This window comes from Gluconacetobacter liquefaciens (assembly GCF_003350405.1).
Lineage (GTDB): Bacteria > Pseudomonadota > Alphaproteobacteria > Acetobacterales > Acetobacteraceae > Gluconacetobacter > Gluconacetobacter liquefaciens.
This window is the reverse complement of the sequence record NZ_QQAW01000004.1, coordinates 127,788-151,153: the sequence shown is the minus strand read 5'-3', so window position 1 is coordinate 151,153 and position 23,366 is coordinate 127,788. Positions and strand designations below refer to the sequence as shown.

The following is a 23,366-nucleotide window of genomic DNA, read 5'->3' as shown; positions in this document are numbered from 1 at the left end:
ATTCGTGGTCACAGTCACGCCGTTGAAAATCGAGGATTATGGCCTGATCGGCGATGGACGCAGTTGCGCGCTGGTCGGGCGGAACGGGTCGATCGACTGGCTCTGCTGGCCGCGATTCGACAGTCCGGCCTGTTTCGCCGCCCTGCTGGGAGACGGGGAGAACGGGCACTGGCAACTGGCGCCGGACGAAGAGCGTGGGGGCACGCCCGTTACGGTGACGCGGTCGTACCGCAACCAGGGCATGGTGCTGGAAACGGTGTTTGAGACGCATACCGGCGTGGTCGCGGTACTGGATTTCATGGCCATCGGTGCCGCCGAACCGACCCTGATCCGGATTGTCGAAGGCCGGCGCGGGGCGGTGCCGATCCTCAACTGGCTGGTGCTGCGTTTCGATTACGGGCTGTCGGTGCCGTGGGTGACGCGCCTGCCGGACAATATGGGCATCAGTGCCATTGCCGGCCCCTCGCGTTGCGTGCTGCGCTGCCCGGTGGCCCTGCATGGCGAGGATCGCCATACCGTATCGCGGTTTATCGTGTCGGAAGGTGATCAGGTGCCTTTCGTGCTGACCTATATGGATTCGCACGGCGCGTTGTCCCAGCCCATCGACGCGCGGGCCGCGCTGCATCGGACGGAACAATTCTGGTCGGACTGGATCGGGCGCTGTACCTATCAGGGCGAGCATGCCTCGATCGTGCGGCGCTCGCTGCTGACGCTCAAGGCGCTGATCTACCAGCCGACGGGGGGGATCGTGGCGGCGCCGACGACCTCGCTGCCCGAGGAACTGGGGGGCGGACGGAACTGGGATTATCGCTATTGCTGGTTGCGTGATGCCTCGCTGACGCTGATCGCGATCATGGCCGGTGGGTATTTTGAAGAGGCGATGGCGTGGCGTGACTGGTTGCAGGCGGCCGTCGCAGGTAGCCCCGACCAAGTCCAGATCATGTATGGCATCGCCGGCGAGCGGCTGCTGAACGAATGGGAGGCCGGCTGGCTGGCCGGTTACGAGGGGTCGAAGCCGGTTAGGGTCGGCAATGCGGCGGCCGGTCAGTTGCAGCTCGATGTCTATGGCGAGGCGATCGCGGCCCTGCATGTCGCCCGCCAGACGCGCCTTTGCGCGATCACCGATGGCTGGCGGTTACAGGTCGGGCTGTTGCAGCATCTGGCGACGATCTGGAAGGAACCGGACGAAGGGATGTGGGAAGTCCGCGGGGGGCGGCGCCAGTTTACCGTGTCCAAGATCTCATGCTGGCTGGCATTCGACCGGGCGATCCGGGATGTCGAGAAATATGGGCTCGAGGCGCCGCTGGAGGAATGGAAAGCCCTGCGGCAGGACATTCACGACACGGTCTGCCGCGAGGGGTTCAATGCGGAGAAGAACAGCTTTGTCCAGTATTTCGGCGGCACCGGGCTGGATGCGGGATTGCTGCTGATCCCGGTCGTCGGCTTTCTGCCCGCCGATGATCCGCGCGTCAGCGGCACCATTGCGGCGATCGAGCGCGAATTACTGGACGAGCATGGATTTGTCCGCCGCTATCTGCCCGATCGTGTGATCGAAGGCGTAGCCGGGGACGAAGGGGCGTTCATTGCCTGCTCGTTCTGGCTGGTGAATGCCTATGTCGCCCAGGGGCGGATGGAGGAGGCCCATGCCCTGTTCAACCGGCTGCTGGCGCTGTGCAGCGACCTTGGTCTTCTGGCTGAGGAATATGACGCGATCACTGGGCGGCAGGTGGGAAATTTCCCGCAGGCGTTCTCGCACCTGTCGCTGATCAACTCGGCGTCGATCCTCAGTGCCGGCCGCATTACCACCATGGGGGCGGCGCCGCTGCCGGTTCTGTAGTGCTGACATAGGCTTGAGCGGCTGCACCGAAGCGGAGAAAACGCGCGTCGATCGCCAGGAGCGGTGCAGCCGCGCCGGCCTACAGGCCGCGGGCCATGGCGGCGGAGAGGATCGTGAGAATTCCGAGGCCGATATTGATCGTCACCAGCGAGCGGATGGTGTCGAACAGGGCGGGTTGGGGGCGGATGGCGCGGCGGGCCTTCTGGAACGGACCGAAATAGATGCGGGCGAATACAGCTGCCATGACCAGGCCCAGAAGCTGCATTACGTTGACCTGCCACGGGATGGCGGCGAAACCGCCCTCGTGCAGGATCATCAGCCAGCCGGTGATCAGGACGGTGGGCATTGTGTGCCAGACGACGCGAAAGAAGCGGGTGAGCGTTTGCAGGTGGACCGACGCGCGCTGGGTGGCGTCCAGCAGCCCCAGGCTGGGATGCAGGACGAACACGGCATAGATCATGCCGCCGACCCAGGCGGTCATGCCGAGTAGATGGATCGCGAGCACGAGGCTCCAGAGGATCGAGGAGGTCATGTCAACTCCCGGGCGGGGTGAGTGGATGGCCCGCGTGACGGGGTGCGGGCGTCGATGGTATGCTTGATCGCCAATTCCGCCCCGGCGCGCAAGGCGGCGGTGCGCGGATGCCCCCTATAACCCGCCCCTGACCGGAGGACATTGCCCGATGGGCCAGCCCCAATCCAAGAGCGAATGCCCGTCCGTGACCGCGCTGCTGTTGCCGGACCCGGCGGAGATGGCCCTGATCGACCGGGTGGGGAGTCGAACCGTTCCGGTGCGCGATCTGATGGAGCATGCGGGCCGGGGCGTGGCGCGCGCCGTGATGCGCCATGTTGCGCCGTGCCGGGTGCTGGTGCTCTGCGGTCCGGGCAATAATGGCGGAGATGGCTATGTCACGGCGCGGCGTCTGGCGCAGGCCGGCTGGCCGGTTGCTGTGGCAGCACTGGCGCCCCCTCGGGCAGGTGGCGACGCTGCTGCTGCGGCGGCTGAATGGCAGGGGCCGCGTGTGGCGTTTACGGCGGACGAGGTCATCCGCGCTGACCTGGTCATTGATGCGGTGTTCGGTGCGGGGCTCAGCCGCGCGATCGAACCGGACCTGGCATCCGTGCTGGCGGCCGCGCGGCGGGTGGTGGCGGTGGACATGCCTAGCGGCATCGATGGGGCGACGGGGCGCGTCCTTGGTTATGCACCTTCCGCGGAAATGACCGTGACCTTTGTGCGGGCCAAGCCGGGGCATCTGTTGTTGCCGGGGCGTGAAAGGCTGGGGCGGCTGGTGGTTGCCGATATCGGCATGCCCGCCACTGTGTGGGACACGGTACCGGTGCGCACCTGGCGTAATGCGCCGGGCTTATGGCAGGTGCCGGGCTTGACGGTGGATAGTCACAAATACGCGCGTGGGGTGGTCAGCATCTGCGGTGGGGGCACGATGCCTGGCGCGGCGCGACTGGCTGCCGGGGCTGCGCGTACGGCTGGGGCGGGGCTGGTTCGGCTGGCGGCGGGTTCGGCGGCGGCATTGTATCGAATGACCGAGCCGGGACTGATCGTGGATGACGGCGATCTGTCCGGTCTGCTGGAGGATCGGCGCCGGATGGTCTGGGTCTGCGGGCCGGGCCTGACGGAGGCGGAGGTCGGCCGGGCGCTGCCGGCGCTGGTGGAGGCTGGGCGGACCGTGCTGGCCGATGCCGGAGTGTTTGCCTGGGCGGCCGGGCAGCCCGAACGGCTTGTCGGGGTTGGGGTGATCACGCCGCATGAAGGGGAATTCGCGCGGGTGTTCGGGGCGCCGGTGAATGGGCGGCTGGAGGCGGCCCGAGCGGCCGCGCGGCGGATCGGGGCCGTGGTGGTGCTGAAGGGGCCGGACACCGTGATCGCGGCGCCTGACGGCAGGGCGGCGATCAACGACCATGCTACGGCGGCGCTGGCGACGGCCGGTTCGGGCGATACGCTGACCGGCATCATTGCCGCGCTGCTGGCGGCGGGGATGGAGCCCTGGGATGCGGCCTGCGCCGGCGTGTGGATCCATGGCGAGGCCGGCATGCGTGCCGGCCCGTGGCCGGTGGCTGAGCAGTTCGACCGACATCTGGGTGCGGCGCGGGCTCGTGCTGTCTCGCTGGGGTTGGGGGAGGCTACGCCCCGGGGCGCGGACTCGCGCCATTGTCGGCTTGCCGGATCAGGCGGTGTGCGCTAAAGCCGCGCGCTTGGAGACCGGGCGCCGATGCGGGCGTGGTGAAATTGGTAGACACGCCAGATTTAGGTTCTGGTGGCGCAAGTCGTGGGGGTTCAAGTCCCTCCGCCCGCACCAGCCCGGCGAGAGACTGATTGAATTGGCACGGGATGCGGGCGCGAATGCGGCTGTGGCTCGCGCCGGTTGTTTTTGCGTGCGGATACCGCCGTCCCGGGTGGGCTCGTGCGTTCTTTGGAAGTTCTGACCGAGAGGATGGCCTCGCAGATGCAGGTTACTGAAACGCTTTCCGACGGCCTGAAGCGCGGTTTCACCGTCACGGTGCCCGCCGGCGAACTGGAGAGCAAGCGGACCGCTCGCCTGAAGGAAATGGGGCAGTCCATGAATCTGCCGGGTTTCCGTCCCGGCAAGGTGCCGCTGAGCCTCGTGACGCAGCGCTATGGCGCCGCTGTGCAGGGTGAAGTGCTGGAGCAGGCCGTCAGCGACGCGACCCGTGCACTGCTGGAGGAACGCAATCTGCGCCCTGCGCTGCAGCCGCGTGTCGATCTGGTTTCGGGCGCCGAGGCGGATGGCAAGGCCGACCTGGAATTCAAGATCGAGATGGAAGTGCTGCCCGAGATCGCGCAGCCGGACCTGTCGGATCTGACGCTGACCCGCCTGAAGGCGACGGCGGACGCCGAGACGGTCGACAAGGCCCTGAAGGATATCGCGAGCCGCCAGCGCAACTTCGTGACGGTCGAAGAGATTCGTCCGGCTGCGGCGGGCGACGTCGTGGTTGTCGATTTCGTGGGCAAGCTGGACGGTGTACCGTTCGAGGGCGGTACAGCTGACGACGTCAATGTGGAGATCGGCGGCGCCGGCTTCATCCCCGGCTTCGCCGAGCAGCTCGAGGGACTGTCGCCCGGCGAGGAGAAGGTGATCACCGTGACCTTCCCGGCCGATTACTCGGCGGAGGCTCTGGCGGGCAAGGAAGCGACCTTCGACATCAAGGCCAAGGGGCTGAAGCGCCCGGTCGATGTCGAGATCGACGAGGATCTGGCCAAGAAGATGGGTTTCGAGGGCCTGGAGCAGGTTCGCGAGCTGATCACCAAGCAGGTCGAGCAGGAATACGAGCAGCTTTCGCGCCTGCGTATCAAGCGCGAACTGCTGGATGCCCTGGCGGAAAAGACCGACTTCGAGGCTCCTCAGGGCATGGTCGATGCCGAGTTCGCCCAGATCTGGCAGCGCGTCGAGGCCGACCGCAAGGAAGGGCAGCTTGACGAGGAAGACCAGGGCAAGGACGAAGAGACTCTGCGGGCCGATTACCGCAAGATCGCCGAGCGCCGGGTGAAGCTGGGTCTGCTGCTGGCCGAGATTGGCCGTGCCAATGCCATCACGGTTTCGCAGGACGAGATGCTCCAGGCGATTCGGGCCGAGGCCATGCGCTATCAGGGCCAGGAGCAGGCGGTGTTCGACTTCTTCCGCAAGAACCCGCAGGCAGCCGAGAGTCTGCGTGGCCCGATCTTCGAAAACAAGGTCGTCGATTATGTGATCGAACTGGCCACCGTGACCGACAAGGACGTGACGCCCGAGGAACTGGCCGAGATCCCGCCTGCCGATCTCTGATCGGTTCGGACTCCCGCCATCGGCACCCCATCGCTTTTATCGCCGCGAAATGATGGCGGTGGGGTGGTATCCGGCCGGTTTATCTCTATCTTGTTGGAGGTAACCGGGGAATGACCCGGCCACCCACCCCAAGGAACGCCCCGGCGTTCCTTGGGGTGGTGAGTCGGGTCTTCGCGTCTTCAGAACGGGAATGAGACTATGAGGGATCGGGATCCCGTGGAGATCTTCAGCAACGCCCTAGTGCCCATGGTGGTCGAACAGACCTCTCGCGGGGAGCGGGCTTTCGACATCTATTCCCGCCTGTTGCAGGAACGGATCATCTTCCTGACCGGGCCGGTCTATGATCAGGTGTCTGCCCTGGTGTCGGCGCAGCTTCTGTATCTGGAGAGCGTGAATCCGACCAAGGAGATCTCGTTCTATATCAACAGCCCGGGCGGGGTGGTGTCGGCTGGTCTGGCGATCTATGATACCATGCAGTACATCCGCAGCCCCGTGAGCACGGTGTGCATCGGTCAGGCGGCCTCTATGGGGTCGCTGCTGCTGGCGGGCGGTGAGAAGGGGCGGCGTTTCGCCCTGCCGAACGCGCGGGTCATGGTACATCAGCCTTCGGGCGGTGCCCAGGGGCAGGCCAGCGACATCGAAATCCAGGCGCGTGAGATCCTGACGATTCGCCAGCGCCTGAACGAGATCTATGAAACCCATACCGGCCAGTCGCTCGAGGACATTGAACGCAAGCTGGAGCGCGACAGTTATATGTCGGCGGACGAGGCGCTGGCCTTTGGCATCGTGGACGAGGTTGTGCGCAATCACGCATCGACGGTTGCCGCCAAAAGTTGAGGCCGGTCTTTAAGGTATTGATTTATTTTAATGTCCGTGACCTGAAATTCCTGGAGTTCAGGTTTCGGGCATATGGGGCGGGTGCGCTTTATCTATCTTCGGCGCAACCCGCCGGCTTGGGTGGGCTTGATGGAAGTCCTGTCCTGAGTCAAGATTTTCGACCCCGGTTCGGGCAGCACGCGGCTTGGCATTCCGGGGGGAGGAGCGGTTATGAATAACAAGTCCAGCGATTCCAAGAACACGTTGTATTGCTCGTTCTGCGGCAAGTCGCAGCATGAGGTCCGGAAGCTGATCGCTGGTCCGACTGTCTTCATCTGTGACGAATGTGTCGAACTCTGCATGGATATCATCCGTGAAGAGCACAAGACGCATTTGGTGAAGTCGCGCGATGGCGTGCCGACTCCCAAGGAGATCTGCAAGGTTCTGGACGATTATGTGATCGGGCAGTTCCACGCGAAGAAGGTGCTGTCGGTCGCGGTCCATAATCATTACAAGCGCCTGGCCCACAGCCAGAAGAACAACGACGTCGAGATCGCGAAGTCGAACATCCTGCTGGTCGGGCCGACCGGATCGGGCAAGACGCTGCTGGCCCAGACGCTGGCACGGATTCTCGATGTGCCGTTCACCATGGCCGATGCGACGACGCTGACCGAGGCCGGCTATGTGGGTGAGGATGTCGAGAACATCATCCTCAAGCTGCTTCAGGCTGCCGACTATAATGTTGAGCGGGCGCAGCGCGGCATCGTCTATATCGACGAAATCGACAAGATTTCGCGCAAATCCGACAATCCGTCGATCACGCGCGATGTCAGCGGCGAGGGCGTGCAGCAGGCGCTGCTGAAGATCATGGAAGGGACGGTGGCTTCGGTGCCGCCCCAGGGTGGCCGCAAGCATCCGCAGCAGGAATTTCTGCAGGTGGACACCACCAACATGCTGTTCATCTGCGGCGGTGCTTTCGCCGGGTTGGACAAGATCATTGGCGCGCGCGGCAAGGGCTCGGGGATCGGCTTCGGCGCGGATGTCCAGTCTCCCGACGAGCGGCGCACGGGTGCGATCCTGCGTGATGTCGAGCCTGAGGATCTGCTGAAATTCGGGCTGATTCCCGAATTCATCGGCCGTCTGCCGGTGGTGGCGACGCTGGAGGATCTCGACGAGGCGGCGCTGATCGAGATTCTGACCAAGCCGAAGAACGCGCTGGTGAAGCAGTATGCCCGTCTGTTCCAGATGGAAGGGGTCAAGCTGACTTTCACCGAGGATGCGCTGAAGCAGGTGGCACTGCGGGCGATTGCGCGGCGCACCGGCGCGCGCGGCCTGCGTGCGATCATGGAGAGTATTCTGCTGTCCACCATGTTCGACCTGCCTGGGCTGGAGAACGTGGAAGAGGTGGTGATCAACAAGGAGGTCGCCGAGAACAAGACCAGTCCGGTCTATGTTTATGGCAAGGAAAAGCCTGCGGAGCAGTCGGCCTGACCGATTGTTATCTCTCGCTTTTCTTTTTGGGATTTCCGCCTTGCAGCGGAGGTGAGCCCCATGTGGGCGGTCCCGGTTTCTTCCCGTCGTCCGGGGCCTTGCCGTGGCGGCCCCGAATGACGACATGATGTTATCCGTCATCGCGTCAGCGATGACACCGGGCGGTGCGCGCCGCGATTGGGCGCCCGCCCGCGATCGTCCTTCAGGAGGTCACACGATATGCCCAAACCCAACCGATCCGATTCTGACCGTCCCGAGAGCGGTGAGCCCGCCCCTGTCGAGAGCCACGATCTGGCCGTGCCTGTTTCAGTCTCCGACTCCGATGGGGATGAAGCCGGGATTTCCGATTCCGAGACGATGGCGGTGCTGCCGCTGCGCGATATCGTCGTCTTCCCGCACATGATTGTTCCATTGTTCGTCGGGCGCGAGAAATCGGTCCGGGCGCTGGAAGCGGTCACCAAGCATGACAAGCAGATCCTGCTGGTCGCGCAGAAGAACGCCTCGCAGGACGATCCGTCGGCTGACGATATCTATCGTTACGGCACTGTGTCGACGATCCTGCAACTGCTGAAGCTGCCCGACGGCACGGTGAAGGTGTTGGTCGAGGGCGTGCGTCGGGCGCGGATCACCGCGCTACATGACATTGATGGACATTTCGAGGCTGAGATTACGGCCGTTGCCGAGGAGCCGGCATCCGATAACGAGGGCGAGGCGCTGGGGCGCACCGTGGTCTCGCAGTTCGAGCAATATATCAAGCTGAACAAGAAGATCGCGCCCGAAGTGCTGGTTTCGCTGAACCAGATCGAAGATCTGTCGAAGCTGGCCGACACCATTGCCAGCCATCTGAATCTGAAGATCGCCGAGAAGCAGGAAATCCTGGAGATCCCTGGCGTCAATGCCCGGCTGGAGCGGGTGTTCGCACACATGGAGGCCGAGATCGGTGTCCTGCAGGTGGAAAAGCGCATCCGTAACCGTGTCAAGCGGCAGATGGAGAAGACGCAGCGCGAGTACTACCTGAACGAGCAGTTGAAGGCGATCCAGAAGGAACTGGGTGAGGGTGAGGAAGGCCGCGACGAGACGGCCGAGCTTGAGGAGAAGATCGCCAAGGCCCGCCTGCCCAAGGAGGCACGCGACAAGGCCCTGGGCGAGTTGAAGAAATTGCGGGCGATGAGCCCGATGTCGGCCGAATCGACGGTCGTGCGCAATTATCTGGACTGGATCCTGAGCCTGCCGTGGAAAAAGCGGTCGAAGGTGCGCGCTGATCTGACCGAAGCCGAAAAGGTGCTTGATACCGATCATTATGGTCTTGAGAAGGTCAAGGAGCGGATTCTGGAATATCTGGCGGTCCAGAGCCGGTCGCAGAAGGTCAAGGGACCGATTCTCTGTCTGGTTGGGCCGCCTGGCGTGGGCAAGACCTCGCTGGCGCGGTCGATCGCCAAGGCGACGGGGCGCCATTACGTGCGCATGTCCTTGGGCGGTGTGCGCGACGAAGCTGAGATTCGTGGTCACCGGCGGACCTATATCGGTTCGATGCCTGGCAAGATCATCCAGGGGATGAAGAAGGCGAAATCTTCCAACCCCCTGTTCCTGCTGGACGAAATTGATAAGCTGGGTGCCGATTGGCGTGGCGATCCGTCTTCGGCTCTGCTGGAAGTGCTGGATCCGGAGCAGAACAGCACGTTCGCCGATCATTACCTGGAGGTCGATTACGACCTGTCGGATGTGATGTTCGTCACCACAGCGAATAGCCTGAACATGCCCCAGCCGCTGCTGGATCGCATGGAGATCATTCGCCTGTCCGGTTACACCGAGGACGAGAAGGTCGAAATCGCCAAGCGCCATCTGCTGAGCAAGCAGGGTGAAGCCCACAGCCTGAAGCCGGACGAATGGTCGGTCAGCGATGATGCGTTGCGCGAACTGGTGCGCAGCTACACCCGTGAGGCTGGTGTGCGGAACCTGGAGCGTGAGATTGCGACGCTGGCCCGCAAGGCGGTGCGCGAAATCGTGACCGGCAAGACCAAGAAGGTGGCGATCACGCGCAAGAACCTTGAAAAATATGCGGGCGTGAAGCGGTTCCGCTATGGCGAGACCGAGGCCGAGGACATGGTTGGCGTGGTGACCGGTCTGGCCTGGACCGAGGTCGGCGGCGAGATCCTGACCATCGAGAGCGTGATGGTGCCGGGCAAGGGTGTGATCAAGCACACCGGCAAGCTGGGCGACGTGATGCAGGAAAGTGTCGCGGCGGCACTGTCTTATGTCCGTAGCCGCGCGGTGACCTTCGGTATCAAGCCGACCCTGTTCGAGAAGCGCGACCTGCACGTTCATGTGCCCGAGGGGGCGACTCCGAAGGATGGGCCGTCGGCCGGTATCGCGATGGCGACGTCGCTGGTCAGCGTGCTGACGGGCATTCCCGTGCGGCGTGACGTGGCGATGACGGGCGAGATCACGCTGCGTGGACGTGTCCTGGCGATCGGTGGGCTGAAGGAGAAGCTGCTGGCCGCCCATCGAGCGGGAATTAAGACCGTTTTCATCCCCAAGGATAACGAAAAGGATCTGGTCGATATTCCCGAGACGGTGAAGAAGGGGTTGCGCGTCATCCCTGTCTCCCATGTCGATGACGTGATCGGTCAGGCACTGGTTCGGCGGCCCGAGCCGATCGAATGGAGCCAGGAATCGGAAGACGCCGTTGCCAAACCGGCCCCTGCCGCGGGAATGGCTGCTGCGTCCCTGCCGCATTGAGACCCTGCTGATTGTGTCAAAATGGCACCAACGCCCCGGTTTGGCCGAATTTTCGGCTTATCCGGGCGGTGTGCTCGGTTGACGCGGCAAAAAACGGCTGCATAGTGCGGGCCAATGCGGCGTTGGCGAGAACTCGGTTCCGACGCATGCACAGAGAAAGAAAGGCGTAAAATGGAGAAGCCACTTAACAAGCAGGAACTCGTCGCCGCTGTGGCCGATGATGCGGATCTGCCGAAGGCGAAGGCCGGCGAAGTGGTCGACGCCGTGTTGAACGCGATCGAGAAGGCCCTTGCGAAGAAGCAGGAAGTCCGCCTGGTGGGCTTCGGGACCTTCGTGACTGCCACCCGCAAGGCGGCCAAGGGGCGTAATCCCCGCACGGGTATGGAAATGGACATCGCGGCTTCGACCTCGGTTCGTTTCAAGCCGGGCAAGAACCTGAAGGAAGCCGTGAACTGATCACGCGCTGATACGACCGGGCAGGTGGCTCGTCCGCCTGCCCTGGCTGGCCCTGAGGGGTCAGCCTTTGTCTGATGGGCGATTAGCTCAGCGGTAGAGCGTCTCGTTTACACCGAGAGGGTCGGCGGTTCGATCCCGTCATCGCCCACCACCTGCCGGCTCGGTGCCGGCTTGCCTGTCCTGTCTCGTCGGGATGCCGGACAAAATGATCATCTCCGGTTGACGCTTCCCGGCGGCATGGTTAAACACCGCCTCACGCCTTCGCGGGTGTAGCTCAGTTGGTTAGAGCGCCGGCCTGTCACGCCGGAGGTCGCGGGTTCGAGCCCCGTCACTCGCGCCATAGTCGTTTCATGTTTAATAATGATCGACTGTGTTGAGCCTGTTAAAGGGCATCTCCCCAATAATCGGATCTGTTCCGTTCCCCAATATTTTGGTGCGAGGACGGATAAGTCGTCCCTAACGCGCATATCCGCGTAGCGTATTCATCATCACGGGAATGTTCATCCCCTGGTGGCGGGTCGTGGTCTGGTCGCGTCCGGGCGATGGGTCTAACCTCCTGACCATGACGACGCCCTGTTCGTCATGACGCCTGCAGCAAGCGGGCCATCAGTCAGGGAGACGCGCCATGACGTCCGTTCTTGCGGATTATTTTCCAGTTCTGATTTTTGGTGTCCTGGCGGTCGTGATTGCCGGCGCGATGCTGGGAAGCTCCCTGCTCTTCGGTCATCAGAAACCCTATGCCGAAAAGGTCTCGGCTTACGAGTGCGGGTTCGAGGCATTCGACGATGCGCGGCATCGTTTCGATGTCCGGTTCTATCTGGTGGCGATCCTGTTCATCATTTTTGACCTTGAAGTCGCCTTTCTTTTCCCTTGGGCGGTCAGTCTGTCGCGGATCGGCCTGTTCGGCTTTCTGTCGATGATGGGGTTCCTGGGCATTCTGACGGTGGGGTTCATCTATGAGTGGTGCAAGGGTGCCCTGGACTGGGATTGAGCGGCCTAGGATCGAGCGACGGGAGGAGACGAGGCATGAGTACCGCTGATGCGACAAGTGATGGGCAGGGCGCGATAGCCTGGAATCGGGACATGCTGCCGCCGGGGCCGGAGCAGGATGCCGTCATCAAGGGTATTACCGGCGAGATCACCGAGAAGGGGTTCGTCGTCGCCAACCTCGACAAACTGGTCAATTGGGGCCGTACTGGCAGCCTGTGGCCGATGTCTTTCGGGCTGGCGTGCTGTGCGGTGGAAATGATCCACGCCTACATGCCGCGCTATGACCTGGACCGGATGGGCATCATTCCGCGCGGATCGCCGCGCCAGTCGGACGTGATGATCGTGGCCGGGACCCTGACCAACAAGATGGCGCCCGCCCTGCGCCGCGTCTACGACCAGATGGCCGAGCCGCGTTGGGTGATCTCGATGGGATCCTGCGCCAATGGCGGGGGCTATTATCACTATTCCTATTCCGTGGTGCGCGGATGCGACCGGATCGTGCCGGTGGACGTGTATGTTCCCGGCTGCCCGCCGACGGCGGAGGCGCTGATCTACGGCATCCTGCAGCTCCAGAAGAAAATCCGCAGGACAGGGACGATTCTCCGTGGCTGAACCGGGCACCGAACTGACGATGAAGGTGTCTCTGGCGCGTGGTGCGCTGGGGTCGCTGGCTTTCGCGCTGTCGACGGGCGTACCCGGTATCCATTCAGCCGCGATTGAGGAGGGCGAACTGGTTGTAAGGACCGGCCGGGACCGCTTGCTCGCGCTGATGGGTCTGCTGCGCGATGATCCGCGCTATGCCTGCGAGCAACTGATGGATCTGTGTGGTGTCGACTATCCCGCTCGGGCGGAACGATTCGAGGTCGTCTATAATCTGTTGTCGGTGACGCATAACCACCGGATTCGTGTCATTGTGACGACGGATGAGGCCAATCCGGTGGCGTCGGTCCATCATCTGTGGCCGTGCGCTACGTGGTGGGAGCGCGAGTGCTACGACATGTATGGGGTCCTGTTTTCGGGGCAGCCGGATCTGCGGCGCATTCTGACCGATTACGGGTTCGAGGGGCATCCGCTGCGCAAGGACTTCCCGCTGACCGGCTATGTCGAGATGCGGTACGACGAGGATCGCCGTCAGGTGGTCTACGAATCGGTGAAGCTGACGCAGGATTTCCGCAATTTCGATTTTGAATCGCCGTGGGAGGGTATCCTGACCCTGCCGGGTGATGAGAAGGCCCATGAATCCCGCCAGGGACTGAAGTTGCCGCGATGACGGGACCGTTCAGGCATATGGCGAGGGTGCGCAAGGTGAGGGAGAGCGGACGATGAGCGAGATTGTCCTTCACGAGGATATTCCGGAAGATCTGATGTCCGCGGACGCGGCTGCCGAGGCACAGATCCGGACGGTGGAGATCGATTCCCACGCCTTGAATTTCGGTCCGCAGCATCCGTCGGCCCATGGCGTGCTGCGTCTGGTGCTGGAGATGGAAGGTGAAGTCGTCGCCCGTGCCATTCCGCATATCGGATTGCTGCATCGTGGCACCGAGAAGCTGATCGAATACAAGACCTATCCCAAGGCGCTGCCGTATTTCGATCGGCTCGATTACGTTTCGCCGATGTGCGAAGAGCAGGCATTCGCGCTGGCGACGGAAAAGCTGCTGGGGATCGAGATTCCTGACCGCGCGAAATGGATTCGCGTGATGTTCGCAGAAATGACGCGCATCCTGAACCATATCCTGAATCTGACCTCGTTCGGGCTGGATTGCGGTGCGCTGACGCCGGCGCTGTGGGGGTATGAAGAGCGCGAGAAGCTGATCGAGTTCTACGAGGCCGCGTCTGGCGCGCGCTTTCATGCAAATTATTTCCGTCCGGGTGGTGTGGCCCGAGACCTGCCGGCGGGTCTGGAAGAGCGGATTGCGGAATGGGCGCGGCAATTCCCGCGCTGGATCGACGATCTGGAAACGTTGCTGACCAATAACCGCATCTGGAAGCAGCGGACGGTCGGGATCGGCGTGTTCACGACCGAGCAGGCGTTGGCCTGGGGCTTCAGCGGTCCCTGTCTGCGGGCTTCGGGCGTGCCGTGGGATCTGCGTCGCGCGCAACCATATGACAATTATGACAAGGTGACGTTCAATATCCCCGTCACGCGCCAGGGCGATTGCTACGATCGCTATCTGGTGCGTGTGGCGGAGATGCGCGAGAGCGTGAAGATCGTCGAGCAGTGCCTGGCGCAGATCAAGCCGGGGCCGGTCAAGATCCAGGACCACAAGATCACCCCGCCGCCGCGGCGGGAGATGAAGCGGTCGATGGAAGCGTTGATCCATCATTTCAAGCTGTTCACCGAAGGGTATCACGTGCCGCCCGGCGCGACCTATACGGCGGTGGAAAGCCCAAAAGGCGAATTCGGGGTCTATCTGGTCGCGGACGGCAGTAATCGCCCCTACCGATGCAAGATTCGGCCGACCGGCTTCGCCCATCTTCAGGCGATCGACGAGATGTCGCGCCGCCACATGCTGGCCGACGCGGTCGCGATCATCGGGTCGCTCGACCTGGTGTTCGGCGAGATAGACAGGTGACAGAGATGTCTGCTCATTCCCCCATCGATCAGATCGAACAGCCCGACAGCTTCGCCTTTGATGCTGAAAGCGAAGAGCAGATCGCGGCGATCCTGGCCAAATATCCGCCCGAACGTAAGGCCAGCGGCACGCTCCCGCTTCTGTATGTCGTGCAGAAGCAGATGGGGCGGCAGACGGGTAGCGCCTGGGTGCCGCGCGTGGCGATGGACGAGGTCGCCCACCGGCTGGAAGTCGCGCCGATCCGTGTCTACGAGGTGGCGACCTTCTACCTGATGTTCAATACCAAGCCGATCGGGCGGTATCATCTTCAGGTCTGCACAACGACCTCCTGCTGGTTGCGTGGGTCGGACGATGTGGTCGCGGCTTGCAAGAAGGCGACCGGGATTGACGGTTTCGGTCAGTCGAGCGCCGACGGGCTGTTTACCTTGACCGAGGTGGAGTGCCTGGGGGCTTGTGCCAATGCGCCTATCCTGCAGGTTGATGACGATTTCTACGAGGATCTGGACGGACCGCGCACGATCGAACTGATCGAGGCGTTGCGTCGTGGCGAGCGGCCGACGCCGGGACCGACGATCGACCGGGTGAACTCGGCGCCAGCCGGTGGACGCAGGACGCTGGCGGATAGTCCGGCGGAACAGGGCTGAGCGGGAGAGACGGCAATGCTTCAGGATAAAGACCGGATCTTCACCAACCTGTATGGTCAGAACGACTGGCGGCTGGCAGGCGCGCGCCAGCGCGGCGATTGGGACGGCACTGCCGAGATCCTGGCGCGTGGCCGGGATGCCATCATCAACGAGATGAAGGGCTCTGGCCTGCGCGGTCGCGGCGGGGCGGGGTTTCCGACCGGTGTCAAATGGTCGTTCATGCCCAAGAGTTCGGATGGGCGGCCGCATTACCTGGTCATCAATGGCGACGAGTCCGAGCCGGGGACATGCAAGGATCGTGAGATCCTGCGGCACGAGCCGCATAAGCTGATTGAAAGCGCTCTGATCGCTTCCTTCGCGATGGGAGCCCATGCAGCCTATATCTATATCCGCGGCGAGTTTTTCAATGAGGCGCGCCATCTCCAGATCGCGATAGACGAAGCCTATGCGGCCGGGTTGATCGGCAAGAATGCCGCCGGATCGGGGTGGGACTTCGATTTTTACATCCATCGCGGTGCCGGAGCCTATATCTGCGGCGAGGAAACCGCACTGCTGGAAAGCCTGGAGGGGAAGAAGGGGCAGCCGCGCATGAAGCCGCCCTTTCCGGCGGCGATGGGGCTGTATGGCTGTCCGACGACTGTCAACAATGTCGAGAGCATTGCGGTGTCGTCTACCATCCTGCGGCGCGGGGGCGCGTGGTTCTCGGCGCTGGGGCGGCCGAACAATGCGGGCACCAAGCTGATGGCCATTTCGGGCCATGTGAATACGCCCTGCGTGTTCGAGGAAGAGCTGGGCGTGCCGCTGAAGGAGATCATCGAGAAGCACGGCGGCGGCGTGCGCGGCGGCTGGGCCAATCTGCTGGCGGTGATCCCCGGCGGATGTTCGGTGCCGGTGCTGCCGGCGTCGATCTGTGAAACGGTGCTGATGGATTACGACAGCCTGCGCGCCGAGCGTTCGGGCCTGGGCACCGCCTGCATGATCGTGATGGACAAATCGACCGACATCATCAAGGCGATTGCCCGGTTCTCGCAATTTTTCAAGCATGAGAGCTGCGGCCAGTGCACGCCGTGCCGCGAAGGTACCGGCTGGATGATGCGGGTCATGAACCGGATGGTCGAGGGGCGGGCGGAAATCGAGGAAATCGACATGCTCGAACAGGTGACGCGCCAGGTCGAGGGCCACACGATCTGTGCCCTGGGCGATGCGGCCGCGTGGCCGATCCAGGGCCTGATCCGGCATTTCCGTCCGGTGATGGAAGAGCGGATTACCGCCTACAAGGCGGCTCATGGCGGTGGACGGATTACGCAGGTGCCGCTCGGTATTCCTGTGGCGGCGGAGTAAGGGCGATGGTGAAAGTAACCGTCGACGGAATCGTCGTCGATGTTCCCAACGGGTCCAGCGCGTTGCAGGCGTGCGAGGCGGCCGGCAAGGAAATTCCGCGCTTCTGTTTCCATGAGCGTCTGTCGGTCGCGGGCAATTGCCGCATGTGCCTGGTGCAGGTCGTGCGGGCGCCAAAGCCAGTCGCGTCCTGCGGTTTTCCGGTTGCTGAGGGGATGGAAATCCTGACCGACACCGAGATCGTGCGCAAGGCGCGGCGGGCGGTGATGGAATTCCTGCTGATCAACCATCCGCTGGACTGCCCGATCTGCGACCAGGGTGGCGAATGCGACCTGCAGGACCAGGCGTTCGGCTATGGTGCCGATCACTCGCGCTATCAGGAAGCCAAGCGCGCCGTGAAGGACAAATATCTCGGCCCGCTGGTCAAGACGGTGATGACGCGCTGCATTCAGTGCACGCGCTGTATCCGGTTCGCGACAGAGATCGCGGGCGTGCCTGAATTGGGCGCAGTCTCGCGCGGCGAGAACATGGAAGTCACCAACTATGTCGAGAAGGCGCTGACTTCTGAGCTTTCGGGTAATCTGATCGACATCTGCCCCGTGGGGGCTCTGACCTCGAAGCCGTATGCCTTCACCGCCCGGCCCTGGGAGTTGAAGCGGACGGACTCGATCGACGTCAGCGATGCGGTGGGCGCCAATATCAGCCTGCATGTGCGTGGCAGCGCCGTGCTGCGGGCCGTGCCGCGTGTCAATGACGCGGTGAACGAGGAATGGCTGGCCGACAAGGGACGCTTCTCGGTCGATGGGCTGAAGCATCGTCGTCTGGACCGACCCTGGGTGCGGGTCCATGGCAAGTTGCAGGCGGTTTCGTGGCAGGATGCGTTCGTGGCTATCGGTCGTCGGCTGGATGGTGTGCCGGGTGATCGGATCGGGGCCATTGCTGGCGATCTGTGCGATGCCGAGAGCCTGTTGGCGCTGAAGGACCTGATGACAGCGCTGGGTTCGCCCAATATCGACTGCCGCCAGGATGGTGCGGAGTATGATCTGTCGCATCGGGCCTATTACACCTTCGGTACCAGCATTGCCGGGATCGAAGATGCCGACGCGCTGCTGATCGTCGGCGCGATCCCGCGCCAGGAAGCGCCGGTGCTGAATGCGCGTATTCGCAAGCGTTTCCTGTCGGCGGGCCGGGGCGGGTTCCCGATCGGGCTGATCGGTGCGCCGACGGCTGACCCGACCTACAAGGCGGACCTGCTGGGCGAGGGGCCGGACGTGCTGGCCGCTCTGCGCGATGGCACGCATCCGTTCGCCGAGACGCTGAAGGCGGCGAAGAAGCCGATGATCATCGTTGGGCACGGTGCGCTGATGCGGCCCGATGCGCGGGCGATCCTGGCGTCGACCTGGGCGCTGGCCGTCGAGACGGGGGCAGTCGCGGCGGGGTGGAACGGATTCAATGTCCTGCATCGCGCGGCCAGTCGGGTCGCCGGGCTGGATCTGGGGCTGGTGCCGGGCAAGGGGGGGCGCAGCGCTGCCGGGATGATGAGTGGCGGCGTCGACGTGCTGTGGCTGCTGGGGGCGGACGAGTTCCATACCGCGCAGATCGGGCCGCAGACGTTTGTTATCTATCAGGGGCATCATGGCGACGCGGCGGCGGCGCGGGCGGATGTGATCCTGCCTGGCGCGACCTATGCGGAGAAATCGGGCACTTATGTGAATACCGAGGGGCGGGTTCAGCGGTCGTTTCGGGCGATCATGCCGCCCGGCGACGCGCGCGAGGACTGGCGCATCCTGAGGGCGTTCTCCGAGGTCGTGGGTCATACGCTACCCTATGACACCATGGAGGTGCTGCGCGAGCGGCTGGCGACGGTCAATCCGGTCTTCCGGGTGATCGGCGGGCTGGATGCGGTGGACGTGTCCGTGCTGCCGGGGCCGGCGGGGGGCGGTGCGGTGTCGCCGGTGCCGTTCCGTCCGGTCTTCGACGATTATTATCAGACGGACCCGATCTGCCGGGCGAGCCCGACGATGGGCGAATGTTCGCGGATTTATGTCCATCCCCGGACTGTGGCGGCGGAGTAAGGCGACGTGGCGCATTTCTTTCTGCACACAATGATCGGTCAGGTGATCCTGACGGTTCTCGAAGCCCTGGCCGTTCTGGTGCCGCTTCTGCTGGGCGTCGCCTATCTGACGCTGGCCGAACGCAAGGTCATGGCGGCGATGCAGCTTCGCAAGGGGCCGAACGTCAACGGCCCCTTTGGTCTGCTGCAGGCTTTTGCCGACGCGATCAAGATGATTACCAAGGAAACCGTGATCCCGTCCGGAGCCAACCGGTTTCTGTTCCTGTTCGCACCCTTCCTGACCTTTTCACTGGCTATGACGGCTTGGGCGGTCATTCCCACAAACGATGGTTGGGCGATCGCGAATATCAATGTCGGTGTTCTCTACCTGCTCGCCATCTCGTCGCTAGGTGTCTATGGCGTGCTGATCGCGGGCTGGGCGTCGAATTCGAAATATGCCTTTCTCGGCGGCCTTCGCGCTGCGGCGCAGATGGTGTCGTATGAGGTGTCGATCGGCCTTGTGATCGTGTCGGTGCTGCTGGCGGTGGGCAGCCTGAACCTGAACGACATCGTGCTCGCGCAGCGCCATGTCTGGTTCTGTCTGCCGATGTTTCCGATGTTCATCATCTTCTTCATCTCGGCGCTGGCGGAGACCAACCGCGCGCCATTCGATCTGCCCGAGGGCGAGAGTGAACTGGTGGCTGGCTTCTTCGTCGAATATTCGGCGTTGGCCTTCGGCCTCTTCTTCCTGGGCGAATATGCCAACATGTTCCTGATGTCGGGGATGGTCAGCATTCTGTTTCTCGGTGGCTGGCTGCCGCCGATCGGGATCGCGCCCTTTACCTGGATACCGGGGCCGCTGTGGCTGATTGCGAAAATCCTGTTCTGCCTGTTCGTCTTTATCTGGGTGCGCGCGACGTTTCCGCGTTACCGCTACGACCAGTTGATGCGCCTGGGATGGAAAGTGTTCCTCCCGCTCTCGCTGGTGTGGATGGTGCTGACGGCGGGCTTTCTGCTGGCCACCGGGCTGTTGCCCCAGGGAGGAGCGAGCTGATGGGGTATCTTGACCGGACGGTCCGTTCCTTCCTGCTGGCCGAACTGGTGGCCGGCATGGGAGCGACGCTGCGGGCCTTCTTCAAACCCAAGGTGACGATCAACTATCCATACGAAAAGGGGCCGCTCTCGCCGCGTTTCCGTGGGGAGCATGCCCTGCGTCGCTATCCGAACGGCGAGGAACGCTGCATTGCCTGCAAGCTGTGCGAGGCGACCTGCCCGGCGGAAGCGATCACGATCGAATCCGAACCGCGCGATGACGGGTCGCGGCGCACGACGCGCTACGACATCGACATGACGAAATGCATCTATTGCGGCCTGTGCGAGGAGGCCTGCCCGGTCGATGCGATTGTCGAAGGGCCGAATTACGAGTTCGCGACCGAGACGCGCGAGGAACTCATGTACAACAAGGACAAGCTGCTCGCCAACGGCGACCGCTGGGAAAGTGTCCTGGCGCGGCGGCTGGAACTCGATGCGCCCTATCGTTGAGCGCGCTGCCGAGACGGTAGGACAGCGGGAGAAAAGAGCCATGCGGCAGGAAGGTCACCGATGATGACCCAAATCGTCTTCTACGTGTTCGCGACGGTACTGGTCCTGTCGGCCGGCACGGTGGTCAGCGCGCGTAATCCCGTTCATTCCGTGCTGTTTCTGATCCTGGCATTCTTCAATGCTGCGGGTCTGTTTCTGGTCGCGGGGGCCGAATTCCTCGCGATGATCCTGGTCATCGTCTATGTCGGTGCCGTTGCGGTGCTGTTCCTGTTCGTCGTGATGATGCTCGATGTCCGTTTCGCGCAGATGCGCGAGGGATTGCAGCGTTACGCGCCCTTCGGGGCGGCGGTGGGGCTGGTGCTGCTGGCCGAACTGGCGCTGGCATTCAGCCACTGGCAAGTCGCGCAGGATATCGGTTCCGTGCCGCATGTGGTGGCGGCGCCGGGACGGACCAATACCGCGGCGTTAGGTGACGTGCTGTATACGCATTACATCTTCCTGTTCGAATCCTGCGGTCTGGTGCTGTTGGTGGCGATGATCGGCGCGATCGTGCTGACGCTGCGCGAACGGCCGATGGGGCGGCGGCAGAACATCGATCGGCAGCACGAACGTACGGTGACGGATACGCTTGCCATGATGACTGTGCCGCTGGGGCAGGGTGTGGCTGCCAATGGCGGTTTCCGCCGGCCGGAAGAATCCTACTACATCGCGTCGGTGCCCGGATCGTACGGGGTGACAGCCGACCCCGTGCCTCAGGGCAAGCCGGTCGAGGGCCCCCTGAAACACGGTGCCGACAACCATGGAGGGCTGGCGCAATGACCGGCGGACTGGGAAGCATCGGCATCGGGCCTTATCTGACGGTCAGTGCCATCCTGCTGGTTCTGGGTGTGTTCGGCATTTTCCTGAACCGCAAGAACGTCATCATCATCCTGATGTCGATCGAACTGATCCTGCTGTCGGCGAATTTGAATTTCGTCGCATTTTCTTCCGCGCTCGGCGATCTGTCCGGGCAGGTCTTCACCCTGTTCGTCCTGACCATCGCGGCGGCTGAATCCGCCATCGGATTGGCGATCGTGACGGTCTATTTCCGCAATCGCGGTTCGATCGAGGTCGAAGACATCACCATGATGAAGGGCTGAGCGGGCCATGCAAACGGCATCTACCCTTTTCGAGATCGCGGTCCTTGGGCCCCTGTTCGCCTGCATGGTGGCGGGACTGTTCGGGCGGATGATGGGCGACGGGCCGGCCAAGGCGCTGACTACGTCCATCATGGTGATCGCAGCCCTGTGCGGCAGTGGCGCGCTGTTCACCGCGATGCATATCGGCGGCATGCCGGTCGTGGTGCAACTGGCGGACTGGATCCGTGCCGGCAGCTTCCATGCCGCCTGGACGCTGCGACTGGATACGCTGTCGCTGTCGATGGTCGCCATGGTCACGGCGGTCTCGGCTCTCGTGCATATCTACAGCATCGGTTACATGGGGCACGAGACGACCCCGACCTATCGGTTCTTCTCCTACCTCTCGCTCTTCACCTTTGCCATGCTGATGCTGGTGACGTCGAACGACTTGATCCAGCTCTTCTTCGGCTGGGAAGGGGTGGGCCTCGCGAGCTATCTGCTGATTGGCTACTGGTATGATCGGCCCAGCGCCTGTGCGGCCGCGATCAAGGCTTTCGTGGTCAATCGCGTCGCCGATTTGTTCTTCATGGTCGGGATCGCGCTGTTGTTCGTCGAATTCGGCTCGGTCACCTACGACAATATCTTTGCGCTGGTGCCGGCACATGGTGACGACACCTACACGCTGCTCGGCACGCACCGGATCTATGAGACGATCTGCCTGCTGCTGTTTATCGGCGCGATGGGCAAGTCGGCGCAGCTTTTCCTGCACACCTGGCTGCCGGATGCCATGGAAGGCCCGACGCCGGTCTCCGCGCTGATCCATGCCGCGACCATGGTGACCGCCGGCGTGTTCCTGATGGCGCGGATGTCGCCGCTGGTGGAATTCGCGCCTGATACCAAGGCTTTCATTCTGTTCATCGGCGCGACGACCTGCTTCTTCGCCGCCACGGTGGGGCTGGTGCAGCCGGATATCAAGCGCACGATCGCCTATTCGACCTGTTCGCAGCTTGGCTACATGTTCATGGCGGTCGGGGCTGGGGCGTACCAGGCGTCGATGTTTCATCTGACGACGCATGCTTTCTTCAAGGCGCTACTCTTCCTGGGTGCGGGCTCGGTGATCCATGCCGTTCATGACGAGCAGAACATGTTCCGCATGGGGGGCCTGTGGAAGAAGATTCCGCTGACCTATGGCGCAATGTGGCTGGGCAGCCTGGCGCTTGCCGGTATCTTTCCCTTCGCCGGATACTGGTCGAAGGACGCGATTCTGGAGGCCACATGGATGGCCCATAGCGGTCTCGGCTTCTATGGTTGGACGCTGGGCTGCATTACGGCCTTCATTACCGCGCTCTATAGCTGGCGTCTGATCTTTCTGGTCTTCCATGGTGCGCCGCGCGATGCGCACCTGCATGAGGGCGCGCATGAGAGCCCGGTCTGGATGACGCTGCCGCTGGTTCTGCTGGGCGTGGGTGCCGTGCTGGCCGGGCTGCTGCTGGCGCCGTACTATGTCGGCGAAGGGCAGGCTGCGTTCTGGAGCGGGGCGATTGTGAATGCGCCGGGTAACACCGTCATCGCGACGCTGGAACAGACGCCGGAACTGATCGCGCTGGTGCCGACCTTTGCCGGCGTGCTGGGGATTCTGGTCGCTTATCTCTGCTATGTGGCCAGCCCGACCATTCCGGCGTCGTTCGCGACCAGCCTGCGGCCGATCTATCTGTTCTTGCTGAACAAATGGTATTTCGACGAACTGTATGACCATCTGTTCGTCCGGCCGTACCGCGCGCTGGCCAACCTGTTGTGGAAGGGCGCGGACGAAGGGGTGATCGAGGGGATTCCGCACGGTCTGGCCAGGATGACAGCCGGAACCGCTGCTCAGGCGGTGCGGACCCAGACCGGTTCGATCGCGATCTATGCCTTCACGATGCTGATTGGTCTGGTGGTGCTCGTCTCCACCCTGCTGGTCTTCCATTGATCT

Annotated in this window: 20 protein-coding genes and 3 tRNA genes; 22 read left to right on the top strand and 1 reads right to left on the bottom strand. The window is 62.9% G+C overall.

Features of this window, described 5'->3' with window-relative positions; genetic code table 11:
• The first annotated feature begins 4 nt into the window (after nt 1–4).
• Entirely contained in the window at nt 5–1,837 is a 1,833-nt protein-coding gene (locus C7453_RS09045; RefSeq protein WP_114727222.1) for a glycoside hydrolase family 15 protein, read from the top strand.
• Nucleotides 1,838–1,916: 79 nt separating this feature from the next.
• Here the strand turns inward: C7453_RS09045 and C7453_RS09040 are convergent, their stop codons facing one another.
• Entirely contained in the window at nt 1,917–2,369 is a 453-nt protein-coding gene (locus tag C7453_RS09040; RefSeq protein WP_114727221.1) for a CopD family protein, read from the bottom strand.
• A 148-nt stretch (nt 2,370–2,517) separates the two neighbouring features.
• Between C7453_RS09040 and C7453_RS09035 the strand changes: the two genes are divergently transcribed.
• From C7453_RS09035 to nuoL, 21 genes are all read left to right on the top strand, one after another.
• Nucleotides 2,518–4,035: an NAD(P)H-hydrate dehydratase gene (locus C7453_RS09035; protein ID WP_114727220.1), complete on the top strand. Its 1,518-nt coding sequence runs from the start codon at nt 2,518–2,520 to the stop codon at nt 4,033–4,035.
• Nucleotides 4,036–4,064: 29 nt separating this feature from the next.
• Nucleotides 4,065–4,149: transfer RNA gene (locus tag C7453_RS09030), tRNA-Leu, on the top strand.
• A gap of 147 nt (nt 4,150–4,296) precedes the next feature.
• Complete coding sequence (tig, locus tag C7453_RS09025; RefSeq protein WP_114727219.1) at nt 4,297–5,634, top strand: trigger factor; 1,338 nt, start codon at nt 4,297–4,299, stop codon at nt 5,632–5,634.
• A 198-nt stretch (nt 5,635–5,832) separates the two neighbouring features.
• Nucleotides 5,833–6,471 carry an ATP-dependent Clp protease proteolytic subunit gene (locus C7453_RS09020; protein ID WP_114727218.1) on the top strand — a complete coding sequence of 213 codons (639 nt, stop codon included), beginning with the start codon at nt 5,833–5,835 and terminating at the stop codon, nt 6,469–6,471.
• 210 nt (nt 6,472–6,681) lie between these two features.
• Complete coding sequence (gene clpX, locus C7453_RS09015) at nt 6,682–7,941, top strand: ATP-dependent Clp protease ATP-binding subunit ClpX (protein WP_114727217.1); 1,260 nt, start codon at nt 6,682–6,684, stop codon at nt 7,939–7,941.
• Nucleotides 7,942–8,298: 357 nt separating this feature from the next.
• Nucleotides 8,299–10,680 (top strand): endopeptidase La, encoded by a 2,382-nt coding sequence (gene lon, locus C7453_RS09010; protein WP_245948958.1) that lies wholly within the window; start codon nt 8,299–8,301, stop codon nt 10,678–10,680.
• A gap of 171 nt (nt 10,681–10,851) precedes the next feature.
• Nucleotides 10,852–11,136, top strand: coding sequence for an HU family DNA-binding protein (locus C7453_RS09005; RefSeq protein ID WP_114727215.1), 285 nt, complete (start codon nt 10,852–10,854; stop codon nt 11,134–11,136).
• 76 nt (nt 11,137–11,212) lie between these two features.
• Nucleotides 11,213–11,287, top strand: a tRNA-Val gene (locus C7453_RS09000).
• Between the two features lie 112 nt (nt 11,288–11,399).
• Nucleotides 11,400–11,476, top strand: a tRNA-Asp gene (locus C7453_RS08995).
• Nucleotides 11,477–11,761: 285 nt separating this feature from the next.
• On the top strand, nt 11,762–12,127 hold the full coding sequence (locus C7453_RS08990; RefSeq protein WP_114727214.1) for an NADH-quinone oxidoreductase subunit A: 366 nt from the start codon (nt 11,762–11,764) through the stop codon (nt 12,125–12,127).
• A 35-nt stretch (nt 12,128–12,162) separates the two neighbouring features.
• Nucleotides 12,163–12,738 (top strand): NuoB/complex I 20 kDa subunit family protein, encoded by a 576-nt coding sequence (locus C7453_RS08985; protein ID WP_114727213.1) that lies wholly within the window; start codon nt 12,163–12,165, stop codon nt 12,736–12,738.
• 19 nt (nt 12,739–12,757) lie between these two features.
• Nucleotides 12,758–13,396: an NADH-quinone oxidoreductase subunit C gene (locus C7453_RS08980; RefSeq protein WP_114727354.1), complete on the top strand. Its 639-nt coding sequence runs from the start codon at nt 12,758–12,760 to the stop codon at nt 13,394–13,396.
• 52 nt (nt 13,397–13,448) lie between these two features.
• Nucleotides 13,449–14,699 carry an NADH-quinone oxidoreductase subunit D gene (locus C7453_RS08975; RefSeq protein WP_114727212.1) on the top strand — a complete coding sequence of 417 codons (1,251 nt, stop codon included), beginning with the start codon at nt 13,449–13,451 and terminating at the stop codon, nt 14,697–14,699.
• A gap of 5 nt (nt 14,700–14,704) precedes the next feature.
• Complete coding sequence (locus C7453_RS08970; RefSeq protein ID WP_114727211.1) at nt 14,705–15,343, top strand: complex I 24 kDa subunit family protein; 639 nt, start codon at nt 14,705–14,707, stop codon at nt 15,341–15,343.
• A gap of 15 nt (nt 15,344–15,358) precedes the next feature.
• Complete coding sequence (gene nuoF / locus C7453_RS08965) at nt 15,359–16,684, top strand: NADH-quinone oxidoreductase subunit NuoF (protein WP_114727210.1); 1,326 nt, start codon at nt 15,359–15,361, stop codon at nt 16,682–16,684.
• 5 nt (nt 16,685–16,689) lie between these two features.
• Nucleotides 16,690–18,756 carry an NADH-quinone oxidoreductase subunit NuoG gene (nuoG, locus tag C7453_RS08960; protein ID WP_114727209.1) on the top strand — a complete coding sequence of 689 codons (2,067 nt, stop codon included), beginning with the start codon at nt 16,690–16,692 and terminating at the stop codon, nt 18,754–18,756.
• Between the two features lie 6 nt (nt 18,757–18,762).
• Nucleotides 18,763–19,788 carry an NADH-quinone oxidoreductase subunit NuoH gene (nuoH, locus tag C7453_RS08955; protein ID WP_114727208.1) on the top strand — a complete coding sequence of 342 codons (1,026 nt, stop codon included), beginning with the start codon at nt 18,763–18,765 and terminating at the stop codon, nt 19,786–19,788.
• Nucleotides 19,788–20,276, top strand: coding sequence for an NADH-quinone oxidoreductase subunit NuoI (gene nuoI, locus C7453_RS08950; protein ID WP_114727207.1), 489 nt, complete (start codon nt 19,788–19,790; stop codon nt 20,274–20,276). The genes nuoH and nuoI overlap by 1 nt, the downstream gene beginning before the upstream one ends.
• A 60-nt stretch (nt 20,277–20,336) precedes the next feature.
• Nucleotides 20,337–21,095: an NADH-quinone oxidoreductase subunit J gene (locus C7453_RS08945; protein WP_114727206.1), complete on the top strand. Its 759-nt coding sequence runs from the start codon at nt 20,337–20,339 to the stop codon at nt 21,093–21,095.
• Nucleotides 21,092–21,415 (top strand): NADH-quinone oxidoreductase subunit NuoK, encoded by a 324-nt coding sequence (gene nuoK, locus C7453_RS08940; RefSeq protein ID WP_012227311.1) that lies wholly within the window; start codon nt 21,092–21,094, stop codon nt 21,413–21,415. The genes C7453_RS08945 and nuoK overlap by 4 nt, the downstream gene beginning before the upstream one ends.
• 7 nt (nt 21,416–21,422) lie before the next feature.
• The gene (nuoL, locus tag C7453_RS08935; RefSeq protein ID WP_114727205.1) at nt 21,423–23,363 is read left to right on the top strand and encodes an NADH-quinone oxidoreductase subunit L; all 1,941 of its coding nucleotides are present in this window, start codon (nt 21,423–21,425) and stop codon (nt 23,361–23,363) included.
• Nucleotides 23,364–23,366 lie beyond the last annotated feature (3 nt).